Origin of the sequence: Fontimonas thermophila (assembly GCF_900113085.1) — a bacterium.
Classification (GTDB): Bacteria; Pseudomonadota; Gammaproteobacteria; order Nevskiales; family Nevskiaceae; genus Solimonas; species Solimonas thermophila.
This window is the reverse complement of record NZ_FOOC01000005.1, coordinates 109,838-124,497: the sequence shown is the minus strand read 5'-3', so window position 1 is coordinate 124,497 and position 14,660 is coordinate 109,838. Positions and strand designations below refer to the sequence as shown.

At 65.6% G+C, this 14,660-nt stretch carries 12 protein-coding genes; 4 read left to right on the top strand and 8 right to left on the bottom strand.

Annotated features, from left to right (window positions below):
- Positions 1 to 33 precede the first annotated feature (33 nt).
- The 8 genes from BMZ48_RS06780 to cutA all read right to left on the bottom strand — a co-directional run bounded on the left by BMZ48_RS06780 (position 34) and on the right by cutA (position 8,129).
- A complete protein-coding gene (locus tag BMZ48_RS06780) occupies positions 34 to 1,707 on the bottom strand; it encodes an alanine/glycine:cation symporter family protein (RefSeq protein WP_091533221.1) in 1,674 nt (557 codons plus the stop codon).
- 59 nt (positions 1,708 to 1,766) lie between these two features.
- Positions 1,767 to 3,185, bottom strand: a complete 1,419-nt coding sequence (locus BMZ48_RS06775) for an amino acid permease (protein ID WP_091533219.1) — start codon at positions 3,183 to 3,185, stop codon at positions 1,767 to 1,769.
- Positions 3,186 to 3,348: 163 nt separating this feature from the next.
- Positions 3,349 to 4,638, bottom strand: coding sequence for an acetyl-CoA C-acetyltransferase (locus tag BMZ48_RS06770; protein WP_091533218.1), 1,290 nt, complete (start codon positions 4,636 to 4,638; stop codon positions 3,349 to 3,351).
- Between the two features lie 145 nt (positions 4,639 to 4,783).
- Positions 4,784 to 6,148, bottom strand: a complete 1,365-nt coding sequence (gene accC / locus BMZ48_RS06765; RefSeq protein WP_091533216.1) for an acetyl-CoA carboxylase biotin carboxylase subunit — start codon at positions 6,146 to 6,148, stop codon at positions 4,784 to 4,786.
- 10 nt (positions 6,149 to 6,158) lie between these two features.
- A complete protein-coding gene (gene accB / locus BMZ48_RS06760) occupies positions 6,159 to 6,650 on the bottom strand; it encodes an acetyl-CoA carboxylase biotin carboxyl carrier protein (RefSeq protein WP_091533214.1) in 492 nt (163 codons plus the stop codon).
- A gap of 37 nt (positions 6,651 to 6,687) precedes the next feature.
- The gene (aroQ, locus tag BMZ48_RS06755) at positions 6,688 to 7,140 is read right to left on the bottom strand and encodes a type II 3-dehydroquinate dehydratase (RefSeq protein WP_091533416.1); all 453 of its coding nucleotides are present in this window, start codon (positions 7,138 to 7,140) and stop codon (positions 6,688 to 6,690) included.
- A gap of 93 nt (positions 7,141 to 7,233) precedes the next feature.
- A complete protein-coding gene (locus BMZ48_RS06750; RefSeq protein WP_091533212.1) occupies positions 7,234 to 7,773 on the bottom strand; it encodes a TlpA family protein disulfide reductase in 540 nt (179 codons plus the stop codon).
- Positions 7,774 to 7,808: 35 nt separating this feature from the next.
- Positions 7,809 to 8,129: a divalent-cation tolerance protein CutA gene (gene cutA / locus BMZ48_RS06745; RefSeq protein WP_091533210.1), complete on the bottom strand. Its 321-nt coding sequence runs from the start codon at positions 8,127 to 8,129 to the stop codon at positions 7,809 to 7,811.
- Between the two features lie 91 nt (positions 8,130 to 8,220).
- Between cutA and BMZ48_RS06740 the strand changes: the two genes are divergently transcribed.
- The 4 genes from BMZ48_RS06740 (at position 8,221) to BMZ48_RS06725 (ending at position 14,560) form a co-directional block, all read left to right on the top strand.
- A complete protein-coding gene (locus tag BMZ48_RS06740; protein ID WP_366450320.1) occupies positions 8,221 to 8,952 on the top strand; it encodes a sensor histidine kinase in 732 nt (243 codons plus the stop codon).
- A 75-nt stretch (positions 8,953 to 9,027) separates the two neighbouring features.
- Positions 9,028 to 9,687, top strand: coding sequence for a response regulator (locus tag BMZ48_RS06735; RefSeq protein WP_200769552.1), 660 nt, complete (start codon positions 9,028 to 9,030; stop codon positions 9,685 to 9,687).
- 114 nt (positions 9,688 to 9,801) lie between these two features.
- On the top strand, positions 9,802 to 12,963 hold the full coding sequence (gene putA / locus BMZ48_RS06730) for a bifunctional proline dehydrogenase/L-glutamate gamma-semialdehyde dehydrogenase PutA (protein WP_091533206.1): 3,162 nt from the start codon (positions 9,802 to 9,804) through the stop codon (positions 12,961 to 12,963).
- A 166-nt stretch (positions 12,964 to 13,129) separates the two neighbouring features.
- Positions 13,130 to 14,560, top strand: a complete 1,431-nt coding sequence (locus BMZ48_RS06725; protein WP_091533204.1) for an MATE family efflux transporter — start codon at positions 13,130 to 13,132, stop codon at positions 14,558 to 14,560.
- Positions 14,561 to 14,660: the final 100 nt, after the last annotated feature.

Here is a 14,660-nt window from a genome sequence, read left to right as displayed (position 1 = left end):
TGTCGACAGACGCTGGATTCCTGGTTCTCTGGCCTAGGTGCGCCGGTGCTGTCCGATCTCGCCGCGTGACCGGCGTGCGAAGTAGTCGTGATAAGCCGCCATGGCCTTGTGTCCGAGCAGCAGCATCGTCGGCAGATTGATCGCCAGCATGAAACCGAGCGCCACGGTGCTGAAGGTATCCAGCTCCCTGTCGGTACGGATGAAGCCCAGGCAGGTGACGAAGATCAGCGCGCACCAGAGCAGGCGATACGGCAGAACCCAACGCGTACCGGCGAGGTACACGACACCCTGCTCCCCATAATAGCTCCAGGTGATCATCGTCGAAATCGCGAACAACCAGACGGTGATCGATACCATCCATTGTCCCAGGCCGGGATGTGCGGAATCGAAGGCTTTGGCGGTCAGCGTCGATCCCGGGTAATCGGCGAAAATACCGTTCTCGACCACGCGCGGTGCGGTCATCGCGGCGAGCGGCCGCCAGTCGATGCGACGCTCGCTGGCCCGGCCGGTGACGTTGCCGAACAGCTTGCTGCGCACGCCTTGCGCATCCTCGACGACGATGAAGACCTGATCACCTGCGGCGAGCGTCGGCTCTGCGCTGGCTGGCAAGGGTATGGGCGCGGGCGCCCAGCGTCCAGGCGCGACCTCGGTGAGTGCTGGCGGCGTGTCCCAGACCACGGCGGGGCCGCGGTTCCACACGCCGCTGATCAGAATCACCAGCGCCGTCATCGTACAGATGATGAGAGTATCGACGAAAGGTTCGAGCCCGGCGACCACGCCTTCGGTCACCGGTTCCGGTGTTTTCACCGCAGAATGGGCGATTGGCGCGGAACCCAGGCCCGACTCTGACGAGAACAGCGCGCGTTTCATGCCGAAAATGAAGGCCGTGCCCAGGCTCGCGCCGATGAAGGCACCCGTGGCCTGCGCGGGCGCAAAAGCACTGTGGAAGATCAGCGAAAAGACTTCGGGAATGCGATCGAGATTGACGGCAATGACGTAGAGTGCGCCGATGACATAAAGACCGCACATGATCGGCACGAGCACGCCTGCGATCTGGCCGATCCGGCGGATGCCGCCGAGGATCACCGCGCCGACGAGTACGGTCATGATGGCGCCGGAGATCCAGCTCGGCACGCCGAAATAAGCCCGCGCGATCTCGGCCGCATTCCAGGCCTGAAACATGTTCCCGCCGGTGAAACCAAACAGGATCAAGGCGACGGCGAACAGTCCGCCGGCGAGGGCGCCGAGGCCGGTGAGTCGCGGGGATAGTTGCGCATATCCTTTTTTGCAGACCCACATCGTTCCGCCGTGCGGATTGGCTGGATCGTCGGTGTTGCGGTAGAGCAGGGACAGCGTGACTTCGGTGCTCTTGATCGCCATGCCGGCAAAACCAACCACCCACATCCAGAACACCGCGCCGGGGCCGCCGATCGACACGGCGATGGCCACGCCGCCGATGTTACCCAGGCCGACGGTGGCCGACAGCGCCGCCGACAATGCCTGGAAATGCGATAACGCACCGGGGCCCTCGCCGGAGATGCCGGGCACTTTGCCGCGGATGAGTTGTACGCCGTGGGTCAGCGAACGCCACTGGCCAAAGCCGCTCCACAGGGTGAACAAGATGCCGACGGCCAGCAGGCACAGCAGCATCGGTACGCCGAGCATGACGGCATTGATCGCGTCGAGCGCGGCGAAGAAAGCGTCCATGAGCGGTCGGGTTCCGTGGTCAATTTAGGACGTCAAAGTATCGACGGACGCGGCAAGAATCAGGTTTTGCGCGCCAGCTCGCTGTGCGAGTACGAGTACAGGAAGTAGATCGCCAGGCCCAACGCCATCCACAGCGCAAAGGCGAGCCAGGTCACCCACGGCAGGTTGAGCATCAGCCAGATACACACGACGATGCCCAGCAGCGGCACGAACGGATACAGCGGCACCTTGAATGGCCGCGGCAGGTCTGCACGGGTACGGCGCAAGGCGATCACGCCAGCGCAGACGACGACGAAGGCGGCGAGCGTGGAGATGTTGACGAGGTGGGCGAGTTTATCAAGAGGCACGAAGCCCGACATGCCGATCATGATGATACCGACCAGCACGACGATGCGTGTCGGTGTGCCGGTGCGTGGATGGATGGTGGCCAGCGAGCGTGGCAGCAGACCATCCCGGCAGATCGCGAACAGCAGACGCGTCAGGGCGAAATACATCACCAGGCAGACGGTCGTCAGCCCGGCGATCGCGCCGATCGAGATCAGGCCCGCAGCCCAGTTTTCGCCGATACGCAGCAAGGCGTGGGCAACCGGAGAGGGCACGTTCAGTTCACGGTAGTTGACGATGCCGGTCAGCAGTCCCGATACGGCGATGTAGAGCACTGTGCAGACCAGTAGCGAGCCGATGATGCCGATCGGCAGGTCGCGCTGCGGATGGCGCGTCTCCTCGGCCGAAGTCGAGACGGCATCGAAGCCGATATACGCGAAAAAGACGATCGCGGCCCCGGCAAAAATGCCCATCACGCCAAAGCGCGTGCTGCCATCTTCGGCGGTTTCCACTGGTGGGATGAAGGGCGTCCAGTTCGCGGCGTCCACGTGCGGCAGCGCAACGGCGATGAACAGGAGAATCGTCGCCAGCTTGACGAAGACGATGATCATGTTCACGCGTGCGCTGACCTTCGCGCCGCTGGCGATCAGCACCGCGAGGAACGCCAGCAGCAGCGCCGCCGGCAGATTGATCAGTCCCGGAGACTGCGGGTCCAGAGGGCCGTGCAGCAAGTGCGCGGGGATCGGCATGCCGATCGTCTGCAATCCATTGGCGAGATAGCCGGACCAGCCGACGGCCACGGCGGCGACCGCGATCGCATATTCGGCGAGCAGCATCCAGCCGATCACCCAGCCCGCGAATTCGCCCAGTCCGGCATACCCATAGCCATAGGCGCTGCCGCAGCCGCCGACCGAGGACGCGAGTTCCGCATAAGAGAGCGCCGCGCAGGCGCAGGCGATGCCGGCGACGACGAAGGACAGCACCACGGCCGGCCCTGCGTGGGTTGCGGCTGAGATGCCGGTCAGCACGAAAATGCCGGCGCCGATGATAGCGCCGATTCCGAGCATCACCAGATCGAAAGCAGTCAGTTCACGCTTGAGGCCGGTATCGGCATCGAGCGTGCGCTCGACCGGTTTGGTGCGTAGCAGATCCATCGAGACTCCCCCATGAAGCAGGAGTCGATTATGCCGAATCGGATTTGCATTGCTGCAGCGGGAAGCTTCTCAGATAGCACGAAAAAGCCCGGCACGGAGCCGGGCTTTTGATGGCCAGCGCAATTGATGCACCTGATGCGCCCAAGGCGGCGGATGTCAGGCTTCAGGCGCCCTCGACGATGGCGACGACGCCCTGGCCGCCAGCCGCGCAGATCGAGATCAGACCGCGTCCGCCGCCGTTTTCGTGGATGATCTTGGCCAGCGAGGCGAGGATGCGGCCGCCGGTCGCGGCGAAGGGATGGCCCGTGGCCAGGCTGCCGCCCTTGACGTTCATCTTGCTGCGGTCGATCGCGCCCAGCGGTTTGTCGAGACCCAGGCGCTCCTTGCAGAACTTGGGGTCCTCCCAGGCTTTGAGCGTGCACAGCACTTGTGCGGCGAAGGCTTCGTGGATTTCATAGAAGTCGAAGTCCTGCAGCGTGATGCCGGCGCGCGCGAGCATGCGCGGCACCGCATAGGCCGGTGCCATCAGCAGGCCTTCCTTGCGCGGCCCGGCGAAATCGACGGCAGCGGTTTCCACGTGCGTGAGATAGGCGAGCGGCTTGAAGCCATGTGCGCTTGCCCAGTCTTCAGAGGCGAGCAGCACGGCTGAGGCGCCGTCGGTCAGCGGCGTCGAGTTGCCGGCGGTGAGCGTGCCCTGGCCGGATTTGCGGTCGAAGGCTGGGGCGAGCGACGCCAGCTTCTCGAGCGAGACGTCGGGGCGCAGGTTGTTGTCGCGCGTCAGTCCGGCGAACGGCACCACGAGATCGTTGTAAAAGCCCTCTTCATAGGCCCGCGCTGCTTTTTTGTGTGATTCGTAGGCAAGCTGGTCCTGCTCGGCGCGTGAAATCTCCCATTCCTTGGCCATCACCTCGCAGTGCTGGCCCATGCTCATGCGCGTACGCGGTTCGCCATTGGTTGGGATGGCTGGTGCGAGCATCGACGGCCGGAACTTGGCCAGCGCCTTGAGACGCGCGCCGGTGGTCTTGGCGCGATTGACTTCGAGCAGGATCTTGCGCAGCCGGTCGTTGACTTCGATCGGTGCGTCGGAGGTGGTGTCCACACCGCCGGCGATGCCGGACTCGATCTGGCCGAGCGCGATCTTGTTGGCGACGTTGATCGCCGCCTGCAGACCGGTGCCGCAGGCCATTTGTACGTCGGATGCCGCAGTGTCCGGCGACAGGCCGCACGAGAGCACCGACTCGCGGCACAGGTTGAAGTCGCGCGAGTGCTTGAGCACGGCGCCGGCCTGCACTTCGCCGATGCGCTCGCCATGCAGCTGGAAGCGATCGACCACGCCCTTGAGCGCGGCGGTCAACATGTCCTGGTTGGATTTGGTCGCGTACGCCGTGTTCGAGCGCGCGAACGGAATGCGCACACCACCGAGGATGGCGACCTTGCGGCCATAGGGTTTCATCGCATGCTCCTTGTCAGCAAAGCAAAAGGGGACTGGCTACCGATTATCCGCGTCGGCCGATGAAATGCCTATTGCCGGCGCGCCAGCCGGTGGTGCGCGCAGTAGTCAGTCGCACCAAGGATCGGGCGGGGTGCGCACCGGCGCCTCACTCCGACTCCTGCGCCCACTGACCCAGCAGCGACTCCAGGTAGTGGATATGGTGCGCGCCTTCGGCGAATACCTCGTCGGCCATGATACGCCGCTGCAGCGGAATGTTGACGTGGATTCCCTCGACGACCATCTCCGACAGCGCCTGGTGCATGCGGGCGATTGCGGAGGTACGGTTCGGCCCCCAGGCGATCAGCTTGCCGATCATCGAGTCGTAGTGCGGCGGCACCCTGTAACCGGCATAGCAGTGCGAGTCGAGCCGGATGCCGGGGCCACCTGGTGCGTGGTATTTGCGGATCTCGCCCGGTGATGGGACAAACGTGCGCGGATGTTCGGCGTTGATGCGGCATTCGATCGCGTGACCGCGCAGGACGATGTCTTCCTGGCGCAGCGCCAGCGGCCGGCCGTCGGCGATCTGGATCATCTCCCGGATCAAATCGATGCCGGTGACCATTTCCGTCACCGGATGCTCGACCTGGATCCGGGTGTTCATCTCGATGAAGTAGAACTGCCCGTTCTCATAGAGGAACTCGAAGGTGCCGGCACCGCGGTAGCCGATACGCTTGCACGCGGCCACGCACAGTGCGCCGATTTCGGCCCGCTGTTGCTCCGTGATGCCGGGCGCCGGCGATTCCTCGACGACCTTCTGGTTGCGCCGCTGCATGGAGCAGTCGCGCTCGCCGAGGTGGATGGCGTTGCCCTGGCCGTCGGAGAGCACCTGGAACTCGATGTGTCGCGGCGTCTCCAGGTACTTCTCCATAAATACGCTGCCATCGCGGAAGGCGGCCTGTGCCTCGGCGCGTGCGAGCTGGATTTTTTGGATCAGCTCGTGTTCGGCGCGCACGACATGCATGCCACGCCCGCCGCCACCGGATGCGGCCTTGATCAACACCGGATAGCCGATCCGTGCGGCAATGTCGAGGCAGGCGTGCTCGTCATCCGGCAATATCCCCTCGGAGCCGGGCACGCAGGGTACGCCGGCGGCGATCATCTCGGCCTTGGCATTGGTCTTCGAGCCCATCAGGCGGATCGTTTCCGGACGTGGGCCGATGAAGATAAAGCCGGATTTTTCCACCGATTCGGCGAAGTCCGCATTCTCCGACAAAAAGCCATAGCCGGGGTGGATCGCATCGGCCTGGGTGACTTCGGCGGCGGAGATGATCGCCGCCATGTTCAGATAGCTGCGTCCGGCCTGCGGCGGGCCGATGCAGACGGCCTCGTCGGCCAATGCCACGTGCTTTTGTTCGCGGTCGGCCGTCGAATAAATGGCCACCGTCTTGATCCCCAGCTCGCGGCAGCAACGCAGGATGCGCAGGGCGATCTCACCGCGGTTGGCGATGAGGATCTTCTTGATCTGCTTCATGGGATCCGCGTCATTCGATGACGAACAGCGGCTGGTCGTACTCCACCGGTTTTTCGTTCTCGACGAGAATCTCGGCGATCACGCCGGCTTTGTCGGCCTCGATCTGGTTGAGCATTTTCATCGCTTCGATGATGCACAGCACCTGGCCGACCTTGACCGTCTGGCCCACCTCGACGAAAGGCTTGGCACCGGGCGAGGGTGCCCGGTAGAACGTGCCGACCATCGGTGCGCGGACGATGTGCCGGTGGTCCGGCTTGCGCTCTGCCGTGGCCGGTGGCGTGGGTTGCGCAGGCGTGGTGGCAGCGGGTGCTGCCGGTGCTGCGGGGACGGTGGCAGGCGCGGTCGCCACGGCCGGAGGGGGCGCGACGTACTGCACGGCCGCGGCCGGTGGCGGTGTGTGACGGCTGATCCGGACGGATTCTTCCCCCTCGCGCACCTCCAGTTCGGAAATGCCGCTGTGCTCGACCAATTCGATGAGCGTCTTGATCTTGCGTAAGTCCATGGTGCCCCTCCAGGGCGGATGTGGGTCTGCGGGGACCTTAGCTGTGTGACGCTGTCGCCAGCCGCTCGTGGGCGGCCAGCAGCGCCAGGCGGTACCCCAGCGGACCGCAGCCGATGATGATGCCGGATGCGATGTCCGACAGATAGGAATGCCGGCGGAAAGACTCCCGCGCATACACGTTCGAGACGTGGATCTCGATGAATGGGATCGCCACCGCCAGCAAGGCGTCACGCAGTGCGACGCTGGTGTGGGTATAGGCGCCCGGATTGATCAGGATGAAGGCGACGTCTTCGCTGCGGGCCTGTTGCACGCGGTCGACCAGCTCCCCTTCATGGTTGCTCTGGAAGCAGGTCAGGCGATGGCCGAGCTCTTGGGCCTGCGCGCACAGCGCCTGTTCGATCTCGGCCAGCGTGCAGCGGCCGTACAGGCCGGGCTCGCGCGTGCCCAACAAGTTGAGGTTGGGTCCGTTGAGAAGCAACAGATGGCTCAAAGAACGACTCGGATGCGGTTTGCCGGCATTGTGCACGAGCCGGCAGAAACAAGACAAGATGCATGCAGTTGCACGCAGATCGGCGCAATTTTGTCAGTCCGACGACGAGTCGAGGGCGCGGGTAATCAATTTTTCCAGACGGTCCGCGGACAGCGCGCCGAGCACAATTTCCTGTATCCGCCCGGCGGGGTCGATCAACACGCTGTACGGAAGCGCGCCCTGGGTATTGCCCAGCGCTTGCATCGCGGCATCGGCGCGGGCGAAGTCGGCCATGACCGGATACGTGATGCCCAGGCGCGCGCTGACCGCAGATACGGCTTCTCGTTCATCGAGCGCAGGTCCGACGATTTGCAGGCCCTGCGCGCCATAGCGGCGCTGCGCTTCGACGAGCAGCGGCAGCTCTTCCATGCAGGGTGCGCACCAGCTCGCCCAGAAATTCACGAGGACCCAGCGCCCGCGCCAGTTCGACAAAGGCAGTGCCCGCCCATCCTGTTCGGCGAGGACGACGTCCGGTGCCGGTTGCCCGAGCAGGGGATGATCGGCCGCGGTCGCGGATTCATACAGACGGTATGCGCCAAAACCGGCGGCGCCGGCGGCAAGAGCGAGCAGGATGTAAAGCAGGACGCTGCGCATGGGTCCGGTGGATCGGGCAAAAAGCGCGGGCGGTTTTAAGGGGCGCGCGCGCAGGATGCGAGCAGCCAGTCCAGATAGGGCGCATGGCCGCGGTCCAGATCGACCGCCACGATCTCCGGAAGTTCGTAAGGATGATGGGCCAGCACTGCGGCGCGCAGGGCCTCGAAACCGGCGGACGGATGCTTGATCAGCAACAGGGCTTCGTCGTCGCGGCACAGCTCGCCATTCCAGCGATAGACCGAGCGCACGTGCGCGACGATGTTGACGCAGGCGGCAACCCGGGCCTCGACCAAGGCCGTTGCCAGACGCTCGGCGGCATCGTGCGGGCAGGTGACCAAGGCAAGTGCGGCGGACATGCCGTCATTGTGACGGTTTGCCGCTCGGCTCGACAGGGGGGTGCGCGCTCGTGTATCACCTGTCACCTGGGTGGAGGACTGCTTGTCGCTCGTGAATGCCATCGTCGTCATCGCAATCGCCGCGCTGGTCGGCTGCGCGGCGTGTGCCGCGTGCACCTGCGTCCGGGCATCGCGAGCGCGCCGGCTGGCGCAGACCGTGCCGCCGCCGCTCCCCGATGCCCACGAGCGCGAACAAATCGCCGCTCAGGAGCGCGCCAAGATTTTCCGTGACCTGCACGATGACATCGGGGTGAAGTTGCTGGCGTTGCTGCACACCGTCGATGACGTGCGCCAGGCCGACCTGGTGCGGTCGATCATCTACGATCTGCGTGATATCGTCTCCCGCTCACGTCGTCCGCCGGGAACGCTGCTCGAGGTCCTTGCGCAGATCCGCGACGAGATGGAGCAGCGCTTGGAGGCCTTCGGCGTGAATCTGGGATGGCGGCAAGATCCGGCGACGCCGGACGTGGTGGTGGCAGGCGCCAGCGCGCTGAATCTGTTCCGCATCATGCGGGAAGCCGTGACCAATGCGATCCGCCATGGCCGTGCGCGCGCCATATGCGTCAGCATCGCCTGCCGCGATGGATGGCTCAGCTTCGAGATCGCCAACGACGGGGGAGCCTTGCGCGCCGCCTCCGGCGGAACCGGGACCTCGGGCATGCAGGAACGCGCGGCCTCGCTCGGAGGCAGCGTGCGCTGGGTCGAGGAACCCGGAGGAGGAGTCAAGGTGGTGCTGGAGGTGCCGCTGTTGTCGTTGCAGGCAAACGCGCAGGCAAACGCATGAATGAGAGAATTCGGCCATCGATCGGGTATGACTCCATGCCGCGGGTGACTGCAACCTGATCCAGGATGTGCGCCGATGAAAAAGATCGAACGTGCGCTCGTGGTCGAGGACGTCGCGTCGGCGGCGGCGTGGCTGTCGGGTCTGCTGCAGGAAGTTTTCGACTGCGAAATCTACGTTGCCGCATCGGTACGCGAGGGACAGCGCAAGCTGTCGATGTATCAGCCCGATCTGGTGCTGGTCGATCTCGGTCTGCCGGACGGCTCCGGCATCGATTTGCTGCGGTTCGCTGCCCAACAGTATCCCGAATGCTTGCGGGTGGTGACGACGATCTACGCCGACGACGAGCATTTGTTCGCCGCGCTGCGCGCCGGCGTGCAGGGTTATCTGCTCAAGGACGAGCCCGATGCCAAGGTGCGGCGCGCACTCAGAAGCATTGCCGACGGCGAGCCGCCGCTGTCGGCGCTGGTCGCGCAGCGCATGCTCGCGGCGTTCGGTGCGCCGCCGGTCCAGGCGGCGGTCGACGGTGGGCCGGAGGAAGAGGAGGCAGCGCTGTCGCCGCGCGAGCGCGAGGTGCTGATGCTGATCGCCAAGGGCATGCGGTTGCCGGAAGTTGCCGAGATGCTCGGCATCAGCCGCAATACCGCGGCCGGTTACATCAAGTCCGTTTACCGCAAACTCGGCGTGTCCTCGCGCGCCGAAGCCGCGCTCAAGGCGGCCAATCTCGGTCTGGTCTAAAGCGCCGGGCGGTCTGCCCGGCGTGTCTCGCCCAGACCTGTTTCGGGGTAAGCCCTCAGGGGCGAGTCTGCCGTCCTGCCTACAATGCGGTGTCCACCGTGAGCGCCTGCTGGCATGAACGCTGAACCCGCATACCTCTTTGCCGACGCATGGCCCGAGCGGGATGCGCGGCGTGCCGCGATAACGGCTCATTATCTCGCCGACGAGACGGCGCTCGTCGATCGTCTGCTCTCGATCGCCCGCCTCGCGCCGCCGGCCGCCGAGGCGATCGCAAACCGTGCCGCCGACTGGGTGCGACGGGTGCGCCGCCTGCGCGACGCGCAATCCCCACTCGATGCGTTCATGCAGCAATACGACCTGTCCTCCGAGGAGGGTGTGCTGCTGATGTGCCTGGCCGAGGCGCTGCTGCGCATCCCCGATGACGAAACCGCCGAGAAGTTGATCGCCGACAAGCTCGCGAACGCCGATTGGGAGGCGCATCTGGGAGCATCGGATTCCCTGTTCGTCAACGCCTCGACCTGGGGACTGATGCTGACCGGCCGTATCGTCCGGCTTTCGCCCGAGACCACCGGCAACTTCCGCGCCGCGATCAACCGCATGATCAGCAAGTCCACCGAGCCGGTGATTCGCATGGCGATCCGTCAGGCGATGCGCCTGATGGGATCGCAGTTCGTCATGGGGCGTACGATCCAGGAGGCCTTGCGTAACGCCCGCGCCCGCGAGCAGCGCCGTTACCTGCATTCTTTCGACATGCTCGGCGAGGCGGCGCTCACGGCCGGCGATGCCGAGCGCTACTTCGATGCCTATCAGCAGGCGATCGCGGCGATCGGCGCGTCTGCGGAGAGCAGCCATGATGCGCCGGTGTTCGGCCGGCCCGGCATCTCGGTGAAATTGTCGGCCTTGCATCCGCGCTACGCGTTCGCGCAGCGCGGTCGTGTGCTCGATGAGTTGACGCCGCGGCTGCGGCGGCTGGTCCAGCTTGCCCAGATGCAGAACATCGGGCTGACCGTCGATGCCGAGGAGGCCGACCGGCTGGAGCTGTCGCTGGATGTCTTCGAAGCGGTATTCCGCGACGTATCGATCGGACCATGGGAAGGCTTCGGTCTGGCCGTGCAGGCTTTCCAGAAACGCGGCCTGTTCGTCATCGACTGGCTGGAGCAGCTGGCACGCACCAGCGGTCGGCGTATTCCGGTGCGCCTGGTCAAGGGTGCCTACTGGGATACCGAGATCAAGCGCGCTCAGGAGCAGGGGTTGCCGGGCTATCCGGTGTTTACGCGCAAGGCCAACACCGATGTCGCCTACATGGCCTGCGCGCGGCGTCTGCTCGCGGCGCGCGATGCGTTCTACCCGATGCTGGCGACGCACAATGCGCATACCGTGGCCGCGGTGCGCGCCTACGCCGGCGATGACAGTGGCTATGAATTCCAGCGCTTGCACGGCATGGGCGAGGCCTTGTACCGCGTCGTCGGCGAGGATCTGCCGGTACCATGCCGGGTGTACGCGCCGGTGGGATCGCACGAGGACTTGCTGCCGTATCTGGTCCGCCGCCTGCTCGAGAACGGTGCCAATACATCGTTCGTCAACCGCATCTTCGATGAGCAGGTGCCGCCCGAGCAGCTCGTCGAAGATCCGGTGACGGTCGTTGCACGGCTCGCCGTCAAGCCCAATCCGAACCTGCCGCTGCCGGTCGATTTGTATGGCGCGGCGCGGCGCAACTCACACGGACTGAATCTCGCCGACGAGAGCGTCGTGGTGGGTCTGCAGGCCGCGCTGGGCGCCGCCCGGCCGCCGCAGCGGGCGACCTCGCTGCTGGCCTGCGGCGAGGGCCCCGGCGGCGAGGTGACGCCGGTGCTCGATCCTGCCGATCACCGGCGCCGGCTCGGTGAGTGGGTGGCGCTGCCTGTCGAGCGGGTGCCCGAGGTCGTTGCCGCTGCGCTGGGTGCCCAGGCGCGCTGGAATGCGCTCGCGGTCGATCAGCGTGCGGCGATGCTCGAACGTGCGGCAGACCGGCTCGAGGAGCGTCATGCCGAGTTCATGCGGCTGCTGATCCGCGAAGCGGGTAAGACCGTCACCGATGCCGTATCCGAGGTGCGCGAGGCGGTGGACTTTCTGCGCTATTACGCGGCATCCGCGCGCCGGCTGATGGCTCACCCCGAGGTGCTGCCGGGACCGACGGGTGAACACAACGAATTGCAGCTCCACGGCAAGGGCGTATTCGTTTGTATCTCGCCGTGGAATTTTCCGCTGGCGATCTTCACCGGGCAGATCGCCGCGGCCCTGGTTACCGGCAATACCGTCATCGCCAAGCCAGCGGAACAGACCAATCTCGTGGCATTCGAAATGGTCCGTCTGCTGCACGCCTGCGGTGTGCCGCGCGATGTGCTCCAGCTCGTCCTCGGCGCCGGTGCGCTGGGGGCGACGCTCGTCGCCGATCCGCGCATCGCCGGCGTGGCCTTCACCGGCTCGGTCGAGGTCGCGCAGGCGATCCACCGCACGCTCGCCGCGCGGCCGGGGCCGATTGCGACGCTGATCGCCGAGACCGGCGGGCAGAACGCCATGATCGTCGATTCCTCGGCCTTGCCCGAGCAGGTGGTGAAGGATGTGATCCATTCGGCCTTTCTGTCTGCCGGCCAGCGCTGCTCGGCGCTGCGCGTGCTCTATCTGCAGCACGAGATCGCCGACAAGACGCTGGCCATGCTCAGGGGCGCGATGCGCGAGCTGGTCATCGGTGATCCGGGGCTGCTCGCCACCGACATCGGTCCGGTCATCGATGCCGATGCGCGCACGCGGCTGGAGGCCCATGCCAGTGCGATCAAGCGCGTGGGCCGGCCGATCGAGCATCTGGCAGTGCCGCCGTCGTGTCTGCACGGGACGTACTTCCCGCCGTGCGCGGTCGAGATCGACGGCATCGAGCAGCTACGTGGGGAACACTTCGGGCCGATCCTGCACGTGGTTCGTTACGCGGCGGCCGATGTCGAGGCCGTCGTCGATGCCATCAATGCCACCGGGTACGGTCTGACCCTGGGGGTGCATTCGCGCATCGAATCGACCTGGCGGCGTATCCAGGCGCGTGCGCGCGTCGGCAATTGCTACGTCAACCGCGGCATGACCGGCGCCGTCGTCGGCGTGCAACCGTTCGGCGGCGAGGGGCTGTCCGGCACCGGGCCCAAGGCCGGCGGTCCGCATTATCTGCTGCGCTTCGTCACCGAGCGCACGCTCACGGTCAATACCGCTGCGGTCGGGGGCAACGCCCGCCTGCTGGCGGCGAGTGGGTGAGCCGCTGGCGATCGGGGCAACCCGACCCAACAACCCGTCCGGGCTCTGAAACGGCCAGTTTGCCGGGCGAGAACTGGCATCGCGCCGCGCACATGCGCACACTGTCGCGCCCGCGCATTCTCCTTTTGCGCCGCTACCTAGGCCGCAGATACTGACCTGCAACGAGATGTCGATCCCGATTCTGCCTGCATTGCGCTGCGAGGCGCAGGCCAATCTGCGCTTGGCCCTGCCGATCATCGCCACGCAGATGACGTTCATGGGAATGTCCACCGTGGACACGATTTTTGCCGGCCGGCTGGGCGCAGATGCGCTCGCAGCAGTGGCCGTGGGCGCGAACGTCTGGTTTCTCGCATTCATCGTGTTCTCGGGTATGTTGATGGCCTGCTCGCCGATCGTCGCGCAGCACATCGGCGCCGGCAGGCCCGCCGTGCAGACCGGCAGTTTCGTGCGCGGCGTGCTGCTGCTGGCGCTGGGGATGGGGTTGCTGTGGATGCTGGCGATGCGACTGGCGACGCCGGGTGTGCTCACTGTGCTCGCTTTGCCGCCGCCGGTTGCTGACGACGCCCGGGACTACCTGATGGCCCTGTCCTGGGCCACTGTGCCGTTTGCGCTGTGTTTCGTGGCGCGCAACGTCGCCGAGGGACACGGGCTCGTGCATACGGCGCTTGTGGCCGGCAGCTTTGGGTTCACCGTCAACGCGGTCTTCGATTACCTGTTGATGTATGGCCGGCTGGGGTTGCCGGCACTGGGGCCGGAAGGCTGTGCGTGGGCGAGCGTGCTGGGCGGTTGGTCGATGGTGGCGGTCTATGCGGTTTTGTATCGCCGGCTGCCGAGGCTGCGCGCACTGGAGTTGTTCCGGCCGGGCTGGCCGCGCCTGGGCCCGGAAACCTGGGAAGTGCTGCGCCTGGGTGGACCGATTGCGCTGATCGTCGCGGCGGAGGCGTGGATGTTCAATGTCGGTGCGCTCTTGATGGCGCGTTTTGGAGCCGATGTCATCGCCGCGCATCAGATCGCGATCAATGTCGCTTCACTGGCCTTCATGGTGCCGCTGTCGATCGGGTTTGCAACGACCGTGCGCGTCGGTTACGCAGCCGGCGCAGGGGATGGCGCTGCGGTACGCCTGCGCGGTGAGACCGGTATGTTGCTGGGCATCGGCTTTTCGCTGCTGTCGGCGACACTCATGGCGCTGCTGTCGGATGCGATCGTTGCGCTGTACACCGAGTCTTCCGCAGTGGCGGCTGTCGCGGTGCGTTTTCTGTATTTTGCGGCGTTGTTCCAGTTCTTCGACTGCGTCCAGGCCACGGCAAACGGGGCGCTGCGCGGCATCAAGGACACGCGCGTGCCGGCATGGATCACGATCACGGCGTACTGGGCGATCGGCATGCCGGTGGCACTGACGCTCAGCTTGGCGACAGCACAGGGCCCCTATGGCGTGTGGTGGGGGTTCATCGTCGCGCTGGCGGCTGCATCCGCCGGTTTGGCCTGGCGCTTCTTGCACAAGACCGCGCGAACCGGCGCCAGCGCGCGCGATCGCCTCGCCGGCGATCCCGGCATGCTCCAAAATCAACGGGGTGCAGAACAGCGCGTGAGTCGGTGACGCAGGCAGGGCCGTGATGATGTTTTCTGGAGCGCGCAACGCAAGGAATTGGACGCGAAGTGTAACCGGATGTCGTATGCGCTGCGCGGTCGTGCGCGCG